The sequence below is a fragment of the Streptomyces sp. NPDC001219 genome (assembly GCF_053597915.1).
Genome location: NZ_JBSFJF010000004.1, coordinates 185,395 through 201,419 on the forward strand (window position 1 = coordinate 185,395; position 16,025 = coordinate 201,419).

Below are 16,025 nucleotides of genomic sequence, written 5' to 3' on the forward strand. Positions count from 1 at the left end.
GCTACTTCGTGGCGACGACGTAGACGCTTCCCCAGCGACGCTTCGGATTGGCGATCGTGGGGTCGAAGGTCCACGGCTCCACGGTGGTGAAGCCGGCCTCGGTGAAGAGCTGGACGAGCTTCTCGTAGTCGTAGGCCCAGAGGTGCGGGGTGTACTTGGGGTCGTCGTCCTGGTCGCGGAAGACAAGGTTGACTAGGTCGAGCCGGGTGTTGATGTCGTTGCGGCAGTCGCGCTTGGCATACCAACGCTCGACCATCTCGTCGGCGGGGTGCAGCGGCCCGGGGTACTGGCTGAGAGCGAAGGCGGCGTCGGGGACGCCGGTGATGATCTTGCCGCCCGGTGTGAGTGCGCGGTGAGCCTCGCGGACGTAGTTCTTGGCGGAGCGGGGGTAGTCGATGTGCTCCAGGAAGTGCTCGGAGAAGATCAGCTCGACGGTGTCGTCGTGCAGGGGGATGCCTTCGCGGACATCCCAGAGCAGGTCGGCCGGCGGGACGGCGTCGATGTTGAAGAAGTCCTCGATGCGGTGGTTTCCGCCGCCGATCTGGACCTTGGTGGGCTTCTGGTCGATGCGGCCGTCGGGCCAGGCCCGCTGGCTGGCGTGGTGATAGCGGTGGAGTTCGATCTCCCAGGCCGCTGTGCGGAGTGATCGGGCCAGGCCGTGGGTGGTGGAGGGCGCGCTCAGTACGGCGTCGATCTGCTCGCCGAGGAGGTCGACGGAGGGCATGCCGAAGTAGCTCATGGCGGGGCTCCTGGGAAGAAGAGGCAGCAGAGCAGCTGCTGGTGAAGGCGGCAGTGGTTACGCGGCGCTGGGCGCCGGGGCGGTCCACTGGTTGTTGCGCATGAGGGTGTACTTGATGTCCACCAGCCGCGGGGCGATGGTCAAGGAGAGCTGCTCGGCCGGGTGGAGGTGGCCCGCGTCGTCCTGTTCGGCGCGCCAGACGCGGTAGTCGAGGTTGGGGTAGGCGGGGTTGATGCCGATCTCGCCCTTGGGCATCGTCCCGTTGAACGGGGCGACGATGTCCATGTGGTTCCAGTAGTTCCAGGCTTGCAGGGCCTTGTACTGGTCGAAGTAGAAGTAGAAGTCGGGGTAGCGGCCGAAGGTGCGCAGTTCCCGGTGGATGAGGTGGCCCAGCAGGGGGCCGAGCTGGGTGGAGAGGGCGTCGAATTCCCAGCGCTTGTGATGCCAGGCTTCCGGGGCCTCCCCAGGAGCGAAGAGCCGGGCTGCGATGAGGTGGCTGATTCGTTCGACCAGGTAGTCGGCCGCGTGGTTGATCTCGATGGTCGGGTCGACCTGGTGGATGAGGTCGGCCAGCTGGCCGGGCCTGGGGCGGAACTTCGCGAGGTCGAACTTGCCGGCCATGTTCGGGTAGGAGGCGAAGAGCATCTCCTTGTACAGCCAGTTGTTCAGCTCTCCGATGTCGGCCAGGCGTCGCGTGTGCTGCGAGGTCGAGTGGAGCATCAAGTACTCCGCCAGCGCCTCGAAGTACAGGTAGCCGAGGATCGGTAATCGGGGGATGGTCTCGTCGAGTAGGCCGAGGAAGGGCCTGGCGGCGATGCGCGTGCCTCGGTAGGCCACGGCCGCCGCGGTGGCGAGGAAGGCGGCAGAGTTCTTCACCCTGGCCACGACGGTCTCGCGTAAGCGGTGGCGCTCGCTCTTGCTCAGCAGGTATTCGAGGTGGCAGTAGATCCGTAAGTGGATGAGGCCCAGCCGGAGATAGTCCACTCCCGCCAGGCCCCGGTACGCCTGCGGCGGCTTGTTGATCTCGAAGATCAGCGGGGTGGGTACCCGATCTGTGACTCCGAGCTTGGCCAGGAAGGCCGGCGCCTCCCTGGTCAGGACGTACGCAGCCAGGTTGTGCATCCGCAGGCCCCGGTCCGTAGCCGTGAGCGGGGCACAGTAGATGCTCCCGACGAGGCAGCCGCCGGACGGGTAGAGGACTCCTTGCTCGTTGATCCGTTCGAGGGCGTGGGTGACGTGGAGGAGGTGCAGCTTGCCGTTGCCGTTGAGGGCGTCGAAGAGGGAGTTCTGCCGCAGCAGGCGCCCGTTCGGTGTGGCGGCGAGCCGCTCGTCCCAGGTGGCCGACTGCCGGGCCAGCGGGTCGTTATCGACGTCGACGAGGGCGTGGTGTGGATCAGGCGTGCCGCACCGGAGCTGACCAATGGCAAGAAGGTGATCGGCGATCCGAAGTCGAGGGCGGGCAAGCGCGCGGTGTACCTGCCTGACTTCATCGTGCCCGAGCTGCACCGCCACCTTCAGTGGTTCGCGGAGAAGGAGCCGGACGGACTCCTCATCGTCGGCGAGCGAGGGGCCGCTCTGCGACGGTCCTCCTTCGGGCGCAAGTGGCGCAAGGCGCGCATCGCGGTGGGACTGCCGGACAACTTCCGCTTCTACGATCTGCGCCACACCGGCAACACCCTGGCGGCTGACTCTGGTGCGAAGCTCAAGGACCTCATGGTCCGCGCGGGCCAGTCCAGCCCGAAGGCTCAGCTGATCTACCAGCACTCCAAGAAGAAGCACCAACGCAAGCTCGCGAAGAGCATCGACGCCGAGGTGCGCCAGCAGCGCCGGGAGGCAGCCGAGCACCAGGCGCAGAAGCGGAAGCACTCCGGCTGAGGCGCGGTTTTCCCTAATCCAGAGGGCACGCGCAGCGTAGGCAGGACCGGTCAGCAACGCCGTTCCTGCCTACGCTGCGCTGTGCTTTGGGGGCTGATACTGGTGGGCTCACCTAATCAACTATCGCCAGTTCCCCGTAGAACCCAGCCTGCTGGTGGCCGTGTGGGGTCGCCAGGTCAACGGAGACGACGATGCCCGGTGATCACCGGGCATCGCCACGTCCGGGCCTATTCGCCGAGCCACTTACGGGCAGCCTCGTGGAATGCGTTCTGGATGGCCAGGCGCGTATCCATGCCCTGATCCCCCGCCGGCCTCGGTCGCAGAGGTTCCCCCCGGCTCAGACGTTCCCGGAAATCAGCCGACCCCATGACGTCCACCCAGTACCGATGGGCTTCCTCGGACACGTAGTCCGGCGCGATGACGTCGAAAATTCCGAGCAGCGTCATGGCCTCTTCAATGGCCTCGTTCATGCGCTGCAGGTCCGGCTCTCTTCGCCACGGCATCGCGTGATACCTGGCCGTCCTGACCGCGATCAGGAAATCTCCCACGAGCTTGCGGTGGTCGGCCTTTTCCGGTGCCCGCATCGCTGCCCTGCCTTGGTGCCGGGCACCGAGATAACCGGCTGCAGCACCGAGCAGGGCCGTCAGGATCGTTGTCAGCAGCTCCATGGAGCTCGTGTCTCCCCCCGCTAAGTGCACCATGGCGACAGACTACGGCCGCAGGTTTGACGGCTGATTCCGCTTCGAACCGTGCGGGCAGAAGATCTGGATCCGCCGTAGCTGCTAGTGGGCTCTCGAATTCGACTGCCGCCAGTTCCCTGAGGAACCCTGCCTGTTGGCGATCTTGCGTGATCTCCGGGGGCGTATCGGCTCCATGTCCCGCCGGTCTCGTTGCGGAGCCGGGTGGTGGGCTGCCGTCTGCGCCGCGTCCTCAGCAACGACGCCGCCCCGCTCAGAATCCGAGTCGCCGCCAGTCTCGTCCTGCTGTTCGCCCAGCCCCTCACCCGCATCGTCTGCCTGACGACCGACGACAGCCTGCACGACTGCCAGCAGGTCCACCTCCGGCTCGGAGACCCGACCTCGTCCCTGCCCACCCCGTCGCCCACCTCGTCCTGGATTACCTCCGCTCGCTCCCGGCTCACACTCTGGCGGTGAACCTCTCCACCCACTGGCTCTTTCCCGGCCGCCGCCCTGGCCAGCCGATGAACCCAACCACCTTGCTCGGTTCCCTCCGCGACCTCGGCGTCCCAGCCCAACGAGCCCGCACCTCCGCCATCCGGCGCCCCGTCCTCCAGGCCCCGGCACCCGTCATCGCCAAGGCCCTCGGCTACCACGACAAGACCGCCACCCGACTGGTCACCGAAGCGGGCAGCACTTGGAGTCGATACGCACCTGGAGACCACACACGCTGACAAGGCTTCCGCCACCCCGGAGGAAGAAGCGATGCCTCAACATGCGGGCATACCAGTTGGCCCCGAAACCCGTCGCGACCGCGTCACGGTGCTGCCACACTCGCGCCCATGAGCGATGACAGCGCCAAGACCATCGACGGAGCCACTGGCACTCACGTCATGGTCATCACCTACGAAGTGATGGATTGGGCGACGGAGGCGCTCCCGGCGCACGTACCGGCGGACGGCCTGAAGAAGTTGAAGCTGGCCGCAGGCGAGCATCTCGCGGCGATGCTGACGACCGCCTATCTCGGCGTCGTGCCGGCCGCCGTAGACGTCCACGGCGGCGTGGATCTCGTCTACCGCGTGGCGGACTCGGACAGCGACGTACTGTCTTCTCTGCTCGGCCGCAACGGTGTCGAGTTCGCTGACTTCGAGGTGAAGTCGATACCTGGTGACTTCCGCGAGCACAACGCAGCGGCCTCGCGGGCACTGAAACGAGGTGAGGAGCCAAACACTCATTGGTCGACGGTCGTGTCAGCGAACGATGTCGTCGAGGCGGCCCAGCCAATGATCGCCAAGGCCGCGAAGCAGTTGCGGGACAAGTCATCGCCCGACAGGGCGCGGGTGGTGTTCATCGTGTCCCACTTTTTCGACCGGCCCTACGTGGAATGTCTCGACCCGGTGATCGCGCACACGTTGACTGCCCCGATGCTGCCAGACGAGGTCGACGCCGTGTGGGTGTTCTTCGCGCCCTCGCACCTGGTGGTGTGGGCGGCTGTCGAGCAGCACTGGACGCAGCTTCTTCTCGGCAGTTTTAAGGAGGACGGGGCGGCCCCGGAGGTCGACTTCGGCATGCAGCTGCTGCAGCACTACGAGGGGCTGTTCCTGGAGCGGGCGGGGATCGACGGGCCCTCGCCCTTCTACTACGGCCTCAGGACTGGTGAGCTCGCATCCGCGGTCGACGCAGAGTGACGGCCGTCCGGAATACGCGACACCTCAACACGCGAGCTCACCAGTCTCAGGCCCCGTTTCCGGCGGAGTGTTCGCCGTCCCCAGCGCGTGTAGGGGGTCAGGCGAACTCCCTTACCAAGAGCCCATTTTGCATCCGCAATCTCACGACACCTCGGGCGCAAGTGACCCAAGCCACAGAATTCCCGTCTCGCTATTTGAGGAGATCGACTCTCAAGGTGCCTGGCCCGGTGCGGGAGCATGCGAAATTTAGACCTTGGCCAGCAGATGGGGCTGGTGGAGGGCTGGGTAACCCGAGAATGGTCCAGACAACAAACAAGGCCCAGGTCTCCGACCTGGGCCTCAACTATGGAGCGGGTGACGGGAATCGAACCCGCGCTCTGAGCTTGGGAAGCTCATGTTCTACCATTAAACTACACCCGCGTAATCCCGCCTCTGTGCGAGAGCGGAACATCGTCGCACACTCTACCCCATCGCCGACCCGCGGTGCATTTGGCGTGCCCGGAGGGTGTGGGGGGCGGGGTGTGGCGGGGGTGTGTTCCGGGGGTGGGATGTGGGTGCGGGGTGCGGGAGTTGGGGCGTACGGTGGGGCGGCGGAGTGCCGCGTGTGATGGCTTCCGGTTCATCCCCTAATGTGGCTTTTGTTGTCCACGCAGTTGGGAGAGGGACTTGATGGAGCGCACCGTCGTACGTTGTGCCGAGGGCCACGTGTTCAGCACCGCTTCGTTCCCGATGCAGACCACCGACCGGCTCGGTCCCGGACGGCTGTTGCGCTGCCCGCGCTGCGCTCGGCTGCGGCACTCGGTGCCCGTCGAGCACGCGAAGCGGTAGCGAGCGAGCGAAGCGTGTGCGGAGTGCGGAAGCGATCAAGGGCACCACGTACTTCGTGGGGTTCGTGAGAGACGCCAGGCACTTCGTGGGAATCGTGAGAAAGGACGCCACGGCACTTCCGTGACAGTGGCGGCCGGGGCCCTGTGAGAGAGGCAGGGGCCGGCGAGAGGACGAGGAGTGGGCGAGGGGCCCGGTCTCCCTGGTGGGGGGCCGGGCCCTCGTCGTGCGGGCGCGTATCCTCATCTGCGTGCTTCTCTCAGACAAGGACATCCGGGCCGAGATCGATGCTGGTCGGGTGCGTATCGACCCCTACGAAGAGTCGATGGTGCAGCCGTCCAGCATCGACGTGCGGCTGGACCGCTACTTCCGGGTGTTCGAGAACCACCGGTACCCCCACATCGACCCCGCCGTCGAGCAGCCCGACCTGACGCGTGAGGTCGTGCCCGAGGGCGATGAGGCGTTCATCCTGCACCCGGGTGAGTTCGTACTGGCCTCGACGTACGAGGTCATCACGCTGCCCGACGACCTGGCGTCCCGGCTCGAGGGGAAGAGCTCGCTGGGGCGGCTGGGGCTGCTGACGCACTCCACCGCCGGGTTCATCGACCCGGGGTTCAGCGGGCACGTGACGCTGGAGCTGAGCAATGTCGCCACGCTGCCGATCAAGCTGTGGCCGGGCATGAAGATCGGGCAGCTGTGCATGTTCCGGCTGACCTCGCCGACCGAGCACCCGTACGGCAGTGAGAAGTACGGCTCCCGCTACCAGGGGCAGCGCGGACCGACGCCGTCCCGGTCGTTCAAGAACTTTCACCGTACGCAGGTATGACACGGCCGCGTCGGTGTGGGCGGCGCGCTCAACAGGGCGGGCGCGTGGCAGAGGGTGTGGACACAGAGGGTCTGAGAGAGATACGTGAGTGACGTGCGGGAGAACCTGACGTACGAGCGGTTCGGCGGGGCGATCCGTGAGCTGGCGCAGACGATCGCCGATGACGGGTACGAGCCCGATGTCGTGCTGTCGATCGCCCGCGGCGGAGTCTTCGTCGCCGGCGGTCTGGCGTACGCGCTGGACTGCAAGAACATCCACCTGGTGAACGTGGAGTTCTACACCGGGGTGGGCACCACCCTGGAGATGCCGGTCATGCTGGCGCCGGTGCCGAACGCGATCGACTTCTCGGAGAAGAAGGTGCTGATCGCCGACGACGTCGCCGACACCGGGAAGACGCTGAAGCTCGTGCACGACTTCTGCCAGGGGACGGTGGCGGAGGTCCGCAGCGCGGTGATCTACGAGAAGCCGCAGTCGCTGGTGAAGTGCGAGTACGTGTGGAAGCGCACGGACGAGTGGATCAACTTCCCGTGGAGCGTCGAGCCGCCCGTGGTGCGGCGCGAGGGCCAGGTTCTCGACGCCTGAGATCTCAGGGCCGGCCGACTGCCGCTCCCGGTAAGGGAGTTGGGGGTCGGCCGGCTTTTTGCTGCGCCGCTTTCGGCCAATCCCGTCGCGGGTGTTCCGCTGTGGGCCGCCTCCGAGTACAACCCGCGGTGACGGCAGACGGAGGGGAGACCCCATGGTGCGGGCGAGACGCGGGCGAGGGACGTTACGCGGGTGGAGACACGGGCCGTGTACGGGGCGCGGGCGGCGGCTGCGGGCCGTCGTGGCGGTCTCGACGGCGGCGCTGACCCTGGTGGGCACGATGGCGGCGGGCGGGGCGAGTGCCGCCACCGGGGCCGCGGGGGGCGCGGAACGCGCCGGACCCGTGGCCACCCGGCCGCTGGCGCCCGCGCTGGAGCAGATCCGGGCGCGGGAGGCGAAGCGGCTCTACGGGGACCCGGCCGAGCGGCCCCTCGGGGAGCGCAAGACCTCGGTGATCTCGCTGGGGGACAGCGAGATCTCGGGGGAGGGCGTCGGGACGTACGAGCAGGGCACGGACGGGCCGGACAACTGGTGCCACCGGTCACCGGACTCCGCGATCCACCGGACCGGGATCGGCGCGGAGGTGACCTACAACGCCGCCTGCTCGGGCGCGGGCAGCGACAACATCGTGATCGGCGGCAGCAAGCAGTACGCCGACGAGCTGGTGCAGAGTGACAGCCTCGCCGTCGCGGCCCGCAACACCCGGCTGAAGATGGTGCTCCTGGTGGCCGGCGCCAATGACGACCTGCAGTTCGGGCCGGTGATGACGGACTGTGTCACCCGCTGGTTCCTGCTGCAGGGCACCTGCGAGCCGAAGTACCAGCCGGGCTGGCAGGCACGGGTCGACGGGCTGGTGCCCAAGGTCAACAAGACGGTCGGTGACCTGCGGACCGTGATGCGGGACGCGGGGTACGCGGACGGCGACTACCGGCTCGTGGTGATGTCGTATCCGAGCCCGATCGGGCCGGACGTGGAGGACAACCCGCGGTACCCGGGCAAGCTGCTGGGCGGCTGCACCGGCTACACCTCCGATGCGGGCTGGGGGCGCAACGCCGCCGTGCCGGCGTTCGAGAAGGGGGTGCGGAAGGCCGCGCGGGACAGCGGCGCGACCTATCTGGACGCCTCGCGGCTGTTCCACGGGCACGAGGTCTGCATGGAGGACACCTGGGCCCGCGGCCTGTATGTGAACCTCTCCAACCCCTTCCCGCCGAACTCCAACTCGGTGCGGCAGTCCTTCCACCCGAACGCCCGCGGGCACGGCGCCTTCGCGTCCTGTCTGACCCAGCTGTACGCGTCCGGACTGCGCGAGGCCTCCTGCGCCGACCCGGCGAGCACCGGGCAGCCGAAGCTGTACCCGGTGGCCTGGGACGACGCGTACCGGCCGCTGAAGAACGCCGCGACCGGGAGCTGTGTGGACGCGGCCGGGGGCGCCAGCCGTAACGGCACGGCGGTCGGCGGCTGGGACTGCCACGGCCAGCGCAACCAGGGCTGGTGGTACGACACGGAGCAGCGGTCGCTGCACGTGGAGCTGACCCAGGACCGGTGCCTGGACGTGCCGGGAGGGCGGTACGAGGCCGGGGCCGCCCTGGTGCTGTGGAACTGCTCGGGCACGGCCAACCAGCGCTTCGTACGGGCCGACGGCGGCACGATCCGGCCCGCCGCCGCGACGTCCCTGTGCCTGACGCTGGCCGGGACGAAGGAGCCGCTGCGGCTGCAGGGGTGCGACGGGTCGGCCGGGCAGCGGTTCGCCTAGGGCCGAACGGTTCGCCTGATGGGCGAAAGCACGCGAGCCGCCGCATGGCGAGGGGCCCGCTCCGGAGCCGGGTGCTCCGGGGCGGGCCCCTCGCCGTGGCCGGTGTGGCCCCTACAGGGTGCCGAGCTTCACCAGGGCGAGCAGTGCGACCAGCTGGATCGCGGCGGCGCCGAGCGCCTTGGGCCACGGCAGGTCGTGCGACTTGCTGACCATGGAGGTGAGCAGATAGCCGGTGGCGAGCCAGGTCAGCCAGCCCAGGACCTGGACCAGGGTGCTGTCGCCGCCGAGGAACATCGCGAAGAGCAGCCGGGGCGTGTCCGAGAGCGTCATGATCAGCATGGCCAGGCCGATGGTCGGCTGCCAAGCGCCGTCGCCGCCGAGCTGGCGGGCCATGGTGTGGGTGACCGCGCCCAGTATCAGGCTGCCGACGATGAACATCACGGCGGTGATCCCGACCCACGGGATGATGTTGGAGAGGGTGGCGTTGAGCACATCCTCGCGGGCCTTGTCGAAGCCGAAGACCGCGAGCACGCCGTAGACGAAGGTGACGATCAGCGCCGGGACCCAGACCGCGTGGTCGCGCATCTGCCAGAACGTGGCGTCGGGGCGCAGCACGATGCCGGACAGCAGCTGCTTCCACTCCAGCCGGGGGCCGGCCGGGGGCGCGCTGGTCTGGCCGGCGCGGTAGGTGCCGCCGGCCCCGTACTCGTCGCTGCCGCCGTCGTGGGAGCCGGCGGGCGGGCCGTAGGCGTCCGGGGCGTCACCGACGCTGAACTGCTGGGTGTGACCAGCGTTGTTGTCGTTCGAATACGGTGCGTAGGACTGCTGGGGTGGGTAGCCCCCGTCGCCGAAGTACTCGGGCTCGCCGTACTGCCCGTGCGGCTGCCCCTGCGGTCCGCCGCCGTACTGCTGCGGTGCCGGCTGCCACTGCCCAGGCGGCGAGGGGGGCTGCTGCCCGTACGGCCCTTGCTGCCCGTACGGTGCCTGCTGCCCCTGCTGTCCCTGCTGTCCGTTCTGCGCGGGGCGGGCATCCCGTCCGCGACCCATCCTGAATCCAGCCACGTACTCGAAAGTACCTGGTCCGCGTGGATCGGGTGGCGGAGCCGGGGGGTCGGGCCCCGGTTTGCTGCTGACCTGTGACATCCCCTAAGGGGTTCCCCGAGGGGGAACGGGGCCGCGGGCCGGTGTCCAGCGGAGGGTGAGGTCCGCCAGGTTCTCCATGTTGGCGCTGCCGTCGTTGGCGGCCACGACCCGGAAACCGTGGTGGGCGTAGAACGCCCTTGCGTCGGTGTTGAGTTGAAAGACATGCAGGTACAGGCCGTCGGGGCGGTGCCGGCGGGCCGCGGCGAGGAGAGCGGAGCCGATGCCGCGGCGCCGGACGTCGGGGCGGAGGTAGAGCTGTTCCAGCAGCTCGTCCTGGAGGGCCGCGTAGCCGAGGACCTCCGGGCCGCGGACCGCGACGAAGGTGTGACTCTGCGGCAGGACGATCTCCCGTATCCAGCGGGTGACCTCGTCGTGGGTACGGCGCTGGGGCGGCAGATAGGGCATGGTGGCCCGCCGTGACGCCTGGTGGACGGCGGCGATCGCGGGGGCGTCCGTGGGGAGGGCGAGCCGGATCGTGACGGGCGGGGCGGGCGGCGTCTCGCGGGGGGCGGGGCGTGCCGGAGCGCTCGGATCGTCGGCCGTGCCCGTGTCGGTGTTCATGGCCGTCATGCTCGGATGCGCCCCGGGGCCGGGCAACTGTATTAGCCACGGACCACAAATCAGCTGGTGGGCCGTCAGGGGGCCCTGAAATCAGCCGTGGTGAAGGAGAGGACGGGCCGCGCGGAGAGACCTGACGGGCCGCCGGGGAGGACCGTCACCCGGTCGTGGGCGCGGCCGCGCCGGGTGAGGAGGACGAGGTCGGCGTGGCGGTCGCCGTCGAAGTCGGTGAGGGCGAGAACGGTGGAGTGCGGGCGTCCGGCGCCGGGCAGACGGGGCACGGCGAGGCGGTGGACGGTGGCGGACAGCCCGTGCGCGGTGCCGCTCAGCAGGGCGGGGCGGGTGCCGCCGATCACGAGATCCGGGTGGCCGTCGCGGTCCGCGTCGGCGGTGGCGAGGGTGGGAACGCCGCCGGTGTGCGTACGGATTCCGCCGGGGCGGCCGCCGACGGACAGCAGGCCGTCGGTGTCGGCGGTGACGGAGGTCACGCCCCGTCCGGCCGTGGTGAAGCGCCCGAAGACCGTGGCGTAACCGGGCGGGTAGGCGGTCCGGCCCGCGCGGAGCGGGCCCCGGGGGCCGCCGAGGGCGAGGCGGCCTCGGGCGCGGCGGCCGGGGTCGGCGGTCCGTACGAGGAGGTCGTCGGTGCCGTCGCCGTCGAGGTCGGACGAGGACAGGGGCGCGGTGGTGGTGAGGGCGGTCCCGGGGATGGCGACGGGCGCGCCGGCCGCCTTGGGGGCACCGGCGCGGGTGAACGGGCCGCGCAGATAGCTGATCCGGGGGCCGGAGGCGGTGACGGCCAGGTCGTCGGCGCCGTCGCCGTCGAAGTCGCCGCAGACCGGCTGGTCGGGCCATTCGTTGCCGAAGCGCGCCCGGTCCGGGATGCGCAGTGTCACGGCGCGGGCGGCGCCGAGGCCGCGCGGCGAGCCGAAGAGGAGCTGTACGGGGACGGGCGGGCGGCCGATGCCGTCGTAGGGCGGGTCGGTGGTGACGACCAGGTCGCTGAAGCCGTCCCGGTCGAGGTCGCAGACGGTCTCGGCGTCGAAGGACGCGGGGGCGGTCCCCTTGGTGGGGGCGGCGTGGCGGGCCGGGGTGAGCAACTCCCGGGTGGCCGGGGCGAGTCCGTGCGCGGAGCCGTAGACGATGCCGATGCCCGGGTCGTCGTCGTGGCCGCCGGCCGGTGCGAGCAGGCTGTCGAGGACGAGGTCGGGGTGGCCGTCACCGTTGAAGTCGTGGGCGGTGCGGCTGCCGTGGCCGGCCGGGACGGGGCGGGCCCGCGGCAGTGAGGAGGCCCGGTGCGGCGCGGCGGAGCGCGCGTCGCCGGAGGAGGAGAGCGGACCGCAGGAGCTGAGCAGGAGGGCCAGCCCGAGCCCCGCCGTCGCGGCGAACCGTCGTCCCATGCCGTCCCCACCCCGCCCGTCACTCGTGTCGTCCCTCGCGGCTCCCGATGCTTCCCGGTGGCCCGCCGCCCCGCAACGGCCCCGTACGGGACCGGAAAGGCCGGCGGCCGGGCCCCTGCGAGGGGACCGGCCGCCGGCCGACGCTGCTGTCCGTGCCGCTACTTCACCGGCTCCGGCTCCGGGGTGTCCTCCGGCTCCGGGTCGCCGGCCGGGTCCACGGGCGTCCTGACGGAGTCCAGCAGCAGCTGGGCCACGTCGACGACCTGGACGGACTCCTTCGCCTTGCCGTCGTTCTTCTTGCCGTTGACCGAGTCGGTCAGCATGACGAGGCAGAAGGGGCAGGCCGTCGAGACGATGTCGGGGTTGAGCGACAGGGCCTCGTCGACGCGCTCGTTGTTGATGCGCTTGCCGATGCGCTCTTCCATCCACATCCGGGCACCGCCGGCGCCACAGCAGAAGCCGCGCTCCTTGTGGCGGTGCATCTCCTCGTTCCGCAGGCCCGGCACCTTGGCGATGATCTCGCGCGGCGGGGTGTAGACCTTGTTGTGGCGGCCCAGGTAGCAGGGGTCGTGGTAGGTGATCAGACCCTCGACCGGGGTGACGGGGGTGAGCTTGCCCTCGTCCACCAGGTGCTGGAGCAGCTGGGTGTGGTGGATGACCTCGTACTCGCCGCCCAGCTGGGGGTACTCGTTCGCGATCGTGTTGAAGCAGTGCGGGCAGGTCGCGACGATCTTCTTCGACGACTTCGGCTTCTTGGTCGACTCGTCCTCGTCGTCCTCACCGAAGGCCGCGTTCAGCGTGGCGACGTTCTCCGCGCCGAGCTGCTGGAAGAGGAACTCGTTGCCCAGACGGCGCGGCGAGTCACCGGTGCACTTCTCGTCGCCGCCCATGATCGCGAACTTCACGCCCGCGATGTGCAGCAGCTCCGCGAAGGCCTTGGTGGTCTTCTTGGCGCGGTCCTCCAGGGCGCCGGCGCAGCCGACCCAGTAGAGGTACTCGACCTCGGTGAGGTCCTCGACGTCCTGGCCGACGACCGGGACCTCGAAGTCGACCTCCTTGGTCCAGGCCAGGCGCTGCTTCTTGGCCAGGCCCCAGGGGTTGCCCTTCTTCTCCAGGTTCTTGAGCATCGTGCCCGCCTCGGACGGGAACGAGGACTCGATCATGACCTGGTAGCGGCGCATGTCGACGATGTGGTCGATGTGCTCGATGTCGACCGGGCACTGCTCGACACAGGCGCCGCAGGTGGTGCAGGACCACAGGACGTCCGGGTCGATGACGCCGTTCTCTTCCAGGGTGCCGATCAGCGGGCGCTCGGCCTCGGCCAGCGCGGACGCGGGGACATCGGCGAGCTGCTCGGCAGTCGCCTTCTCGTTGCCCTCTTCGTCCTTGCCGCCGCCCGCGAGCAGATACGGCGCCTTGGCGTGCGCGTGGTCGCGCAGCGACATGATCAGCAGCTTCGGCGACAGCGGCTTGCCGGTGTTCCAGGCGGGGCACTGCGACTGGCAGCGGCCGCACTCGGTGCAGGTGGAGAAGTCGAGCAGGCCCTTCCAGGAGAAGTGCTCGACCTGGGAGACGCCGAACTGGTCGTCCTCGCCCGGGTCCTCGAAGTCGATCGGCTTGCCCTCGCTGGTCATCGGCTGGAGTGCGCCGAGGGCCGTGCCGCCGTCCGCCTCACGCTTGAACCAGATGTTGGGGAAGGCCAGGAAGCGGTGCCAGGCCACACCCATGTCGGTCTTCAGCGAGACCGTGATCATCCAGATGAAGGACGTCGCGATCTTGAGGGCGGCGAAGAAGTAGGTGAGGTTCTGCAGGGTGCCGAGGCTCATCCCCTTGAAGAACGCGACCAGGGGGTACGAGACGAAGAACGCCGGCTCGTAGTGGTCGACGCCGTGCTGCGCGCCCTCCAGGGCGTGCAGCGTCACGATGCAGATGCCGACGATGAGGATGACGGTCTCGACGAAGTACGCCTGGCCGGTGTTGGAGCCCGCGAAGCGGGACTTGCGGCCCGCGCCGCCGGGCCGGCTCAGCTGCCGGACGACGATCAGGACGATGATGCCCAGGGTCGTCATCGTGCCCATCGCCTCGACGAACATCTCCCACGGCAGCCAGCCGCCGATGACCGGGATCAGCCAGTCGGCCTGGAAGAGCTGGCCGATGGCGTTGACGATCGTCAGCAGCAGGGTGAGGAAGCCCACCGCCACGAACCAGTGCGCCACGCCGACGACGCCCCAGCGGTTCATGCGAGTGTGGCCGAGGAACTCCTTGGCCACCGTGACGGTCCGCTGGGCGGGAGCGTCGGTCCGGGTTCCTGCGGGCACCGGCTGGCCCAGTCGCATCTGCCGGTAGATCTGCAGGAGGGCGCGGCCGAACAGCGCCACGGCGACCGCGATGAGCACCAGCGACACGATGATCGCGGCGAGTTGCATGGGAGGCTCCTCGTACCTGCGAGAGCGGAAAACGGTGGGGACTACTAAGCAGTAACTTTTTTGGTCTGCGGCTGAGGTTACCCATTCTCCTCCGCCCCATGAAGCCGCCCGGCCGGTGATCTGCGTCGCGAAGGCAACCCTCTGTGCGGCTCGGGCGTCCTGGTGTGGAGCCGTGGTGACGATAAGGGCGACATAAAACTTGAGCGCGCCCGACTCAGGTCTGTTGACAGGATTTCCCCGGTGCTGCACTCTTGAGCCTGTTCCACTCAAGTCAGCTGGAGGAATTGAAATGGCACGTGCGGTCGGCATCGACCTGGGCACGACGAACTCCGTCGTCAGTGTTCTCGAAGGCGGTGAGCCCACCGTCATCACCAACGCCGAGGGCGCCAGGACCACGCCGTCCGTTGTCGCCTTCGCCAAGAACGGCGAGGTGCTGGTCGGCGAGGTCGCCAAGCGTCAGGCGGTCACCAACGTCGACAGGACCATCCGGTCGGTCAAGCGCCACATGGGCACCGACTGGAAGATCGACATCGACGGCAAGGGCTTCAACCCGCAGCAGATGAGCGCCTTCATCCTGCAGAAGCTCAAGCGCGACGCCGAGGCTTACCTGGGCGAGAAGGTCGTCGACGCGGTCATCACCGTTCCGGCCTACTTCAACGACTCCGAGCGACAGGCCACCAAGGAGGCCGGTGAGATCGCGGGCCTCAACGTCCTGCGCATCGTCAACGAGCCCACCGCCGCCGCCCTGGCCTACGGCCTGGAGAAGGACGACCAGACCATTCTGGTCTTCGACCTCGGTGGCGGCACCTTCGACGTCTCGCTGCTGGAGATCGGCGACGGCGTCGTCGAGGTGAAGGCCACCAACGGTGACAACCACCTCGGTGGTGACGACTGGGACCAGCGCGTCGTCGACTACCTGGTCAAGCAGTTCCAGAACGGCCACGGCGTCGACTTGGCCAAGGACAAGATGGCCCTGCAGCGCCTCCGTGAGGCCGCTGAGAAGGCGAAGATCGAGCTGTCGTCCTCCACCGAGACGACGATCAACCTTCCCTACATCACCGCCTCCGCCGAGGGCCCGCTGCACCTGGACGAGAAGCTCACGCGCTCGCAGTTCCAGCAGCTCACCTCGGACCTCCTGGACCGCTGCAAGACGCCGTTCCACAACGTGATCAAGGACGCGGGTATCAACCTGTCCGAGATCGACCACGTGGTCCTGGTCGGCGGCTCGACCCGTATGCCCGCCGTCGCCGAGCTCGTCAAGGAGCTGACCGGCGGCAAGGACGCCAACAAGGGCGTCAACCCGGACGAGGTCGTCGCCATCGGCGCCACCCTCCAGGCCGGTGTCCTCAAGGGTGAGGTCAAGGACGTCCTCCTGCTGGACGTCACCCCGCTGTCCCTCGGTATCGAGACCAAGGGCGGCATCATGACCAAGCTCATCGAGCGCAACACCACGATCCCGACCAAGCGGTCCGAGATCTTCACGACGGCCGAGGACAACCAGCCGTCCGTGCAGATCCAGGTCTACCAGGGCGAGCG

Annotated in this window: 14 protein-coding genes, 1 tRNA gene and 1 pseudogene; 8 read left to right on the forward strand and 8 right to left on the reverse strand. The window is 68.7% G+C overall.

Annotated features, from left to right (window positions below; genetic code table 11):
- Position 1 precedes the first annotated feature (1 nt).
- Positions 2-739 (reverse strand): class I SAM-dependent methyltransferase, encoded by a 738-nt coding sequence (locus ACWC9R_RS04310; RefSeq protein ID WP_450728865.1) that lies wholly within the window; start codon positions 737-739, stop codon positions 2-4.
- Between the two features lie 57 nt (positions 740-796).
- The gene (locus tag ACWC9R_RS04315) at positions 797-2,161 is read right to left on the reverse strand and encodes a hypothetical protein (protein ID WP_450728878.1); all 1,365 of its coding nucleotides are present in this window, start codon (positions 2,159-2,161) and stop codon (positions 797-799) included.
- Here ACWC9R_RS04315 and ACWC9R_RS04320 point away from each other — a divergent pair.
- Positions 2,132-2,614, forward strand: a pseudogene (locus ACWC9R_RS04320) (tyrosine-type recombinase/integrase); the annotation flags it as partial. The gene ACWC9R_RS04315 and the pseudogene ACWC9R_RS04320 overlap by 30 nt on opposite strands.
- A 227-nt stretch (positions 2,615-2,841) precedes the next feature.
- Here the strand turns inward: ACWC9R_RS04320 and ACWC9R_RS04325 are convergent.
- Positions 2,842-3,282, reverse strand: coding sequence for a hypothetical protein (locus tag ACWC9R_RS04325; RefSeq protein ID WP_129295521.1), 441 nt, complete (start codon positions 3,280-3,282; stop codon positions 2,842-2,844).
- A gap of 234 nt (positions 3,283-3,516) precedes the next feature.
- Between ACWC9R_RS04325 and ACWC9R_RS04330 the strand changes: the two genes are divergently transcribed.
- The 3 genes from ACWC9R_RS04330 (at position 3,517) to ACWC9R_RS04340 (ending at position 4,979) form a co-directional block, all read left to right on the forward strand.
- Positions 3,517-3,768: a hypothetical protein gene (locus ACWC9R_RS04330; RefSeq protein ID WP_450728866.1), complete on the forward strand. Its 252-nt coding sequence runs from the start codon at positions 3,517-3,519 to the stop codon at positions 3,766-3,768.
- Entirely contained in the window at positions 3,765-4,025 is a 261-nt protein-coding gene (locus ACWC9R_RS04335; protein WP_450728867.1) for a hypothetical protein, read from the forward strand. Before ACWC9R_RS04330 ends, ACWC9R_RS04335 begins: the two co-directional genes overlap by 4 nt.
- Before the next feature lie 108 nt (positions 4,026-4,133).
- Positions 4,134-4,979, forward strand: a complete 846-nt coding sequence (locus ACWC9R_RS04340; RefSeq protein WP_129295523.1) for a hypothetical protein — start codon at positions 4,134-4,136, stop codon at positions 4,977-4,979.
- 346 nt (positions 4,980-5,325) lie between these two features.
- Here the strand turns inward: ACWC9R_RS04340 and ACWC9R_RS04345 are convergent.
- Positions 5,326-5,399 (reverse strand) — tRNA-Gly (locus tag ACWC9R_RS04345).
- Between the two features lie 655 nt (positions 5,400-6,054).
- Between ACWC9R_RS04345 and dcd the strand changes: the two genes are divergently transcribed.
- The 3 genes from dcd (at position 6,055) to ACWC9R_RS04360 (ending at position 8,965) form a co-directional block, all read left to right on the forward strand.
- Positions 6,055-6,630 (forward strand): dCTP deaminase, encoded by a 576-nt coding sequence (gene dcd / locus ACWC9R_RS04350; protein ID WP_327156057.1) that lies wholly within the window; start codon positions 6,055-6,057, stop codon positions 6,628-6,630.
- Positions 6,631-6,714: 84 nt separating this feature from the next.
- Entirely contained in the window at positions 6,715-7,212 is a 498-nt protein-coding gene (locus tag ACWC9R_RS04355; protein ID WP_260639525.1) for a phosphoribosyltransferase, read from the forward strand.
- 280 nt (positions 7,213-7,492) lie between these two features.
- The gene (locus tag ACWC9R_RS04360) at positions 7,493-8,965 is read left to right on the forward strand and encodes a ricin-type beta-trefoil lectin domain protein (RefSeq protein ID WP_450728879.1); all 1,473 of its coding nucleotides are present in this window, start codon (positions 7,493-7,495) and stop codon (positions 8,963-8,965) included.
- Between the two features lie 111 nt (positions 8,966-9,076).
- On the opposite strand, the gene ACWC9R_RS04365 is transcribed toward ACWC9R_RS04360, so the two are convergent.
- The 4 genes from ACWC9R_RS04365 to ACWC9R_RS04380 all read right to left on the reverse strand — a co-directional run bounded on the left by ACWC9R_RS04365 (position 9,077) and on the right by ACWC9R_RS04380 (position 14,489).
- Positions 9,077-10,012 (reverse strand): Yip1 family protein, encoded by a 936-nt coding sequence (locus tag ACWC9R_RS04365; RefSeq protein ID WP_450728868.1) that lies wholly within the window; start codon positions 10,010-10,012, stop codon positions 9,077-9,079.
- 99 nt (positions 10,013-10,111) lie between these two features.
- A complete protein-coding gene (locus ACWC9R_RS04370; RefSeq protein ID WP_450728869.1) occupies positions 10,112-10,669 on the reverse strand; it encodes an N-acetyltransferase family protein in 558 nt (185 codons plus the stop codon).
- A 74-nt stretch (positions 10,670-10,743) separates the two neighbouring features.
- Entirely contained in the window at positions 10,744-12,063 is a 1,320-nt protein-coding gene (locus ACWC9R_RS04375) for an FG-GAP repeat domain-containing protein (RefSeq protein ID WP_450728870.1), read from the reverse strand.
- A 158-nt stretch (positions 12,064-12,221) separates the two neighbouring features.
- Positions 12,222-14,489 carry a heterodisulfide reductase-related iron-sulfur binding cluster gene (locus tag ACWC9R_RS04380; RefSeq protein ID WP_450728871.1) on the reverse strand — a complete coding sequence of 756 codons (2,268 nt, stop codon included), beginning with the start codon at positions 14,487-14,489 and terminating at the stop codon, positions 12,222-12,224.
- 289 nt (positions 14,490-14,778) lie between these two features.
- Between ACWC9R_RS04380 and dnaK the strand changes: the two genes are divergently transcribed.
- Positions 14,779-16,025 (forward strand): molecular chaperone DnaK (gene dnaK / locus ACWC9R_RS04385; RefSeq protein ID WP_355782446.1); only part of this gene is annotated, 1,247 nt, incomplete at its 3' end.

What these genes read in the sequence shown, in the direction of transcription:
- ACWC9R_RS04370 (WP_450728869.1), bottom strand. Translation starts at nt 10,669, where the DNA reads ATGAACACCGACACGGGCACGGCCGACGATCCGAGCGCTCCGGCACGC.
- ACWC9R_RS04380 (WP_450728871.1), bottom strand. Translation starts at nt 14,489, where the DNA reads ATGCAACTCGCCGCGATCATCGTGTCGCTGGTGCTCATCGCGGTCGCC.
- ACWC9R_RS04360 (WP_450728879.1), top strand. Translation starts at nt 7,493, where the DNA reads ATGGCGGCGGGCGGGGCGAGTGCCGCCACCGGGGCCGCGGGGGGCGCG.
- ACWC9R_RS04325 (WP_129295521.1), bottom strand. Translation starts at nt 3,282, where the DNA reads ATGGAGCTGCTGACAACGATCCTGACGGCCCTGCTCGGTGCTGCAGCC.
- ACWC9R_RS04375 (WP_450728870.1), bottom strand. Translation starts at nt 12,063, where the DNA reads ATGGGACGACGGTTCGCCGCGACGGCGGGGCTCGGGCTGGCCCTCCTG.
- ACWC9R_RS04310 (WP_450728865.1), bottom strand. Translation starts at nt 739, where the DNA reads ATGAGCTACTTCGGCATGCCCTCCGTCGACCTCCTCGGCGAGCAGATC.
- ACWC9R_RS04365 (WP_450728868.1), bottom strand. Translation starts at nt 10,012, where the DNA reads ATGGGTCGCGGACGGGATGCCCGCCCCGCGCAGAACGGACAGCAGGGA.
- ACWC9R_RS04340 (WP_129295523.1), top strand. Translation starts at nt 4,134, where the DNA reads ATGAGCGATGACAGCGCCAAGACCATCGACGGAGCCACTGGCACTCAC.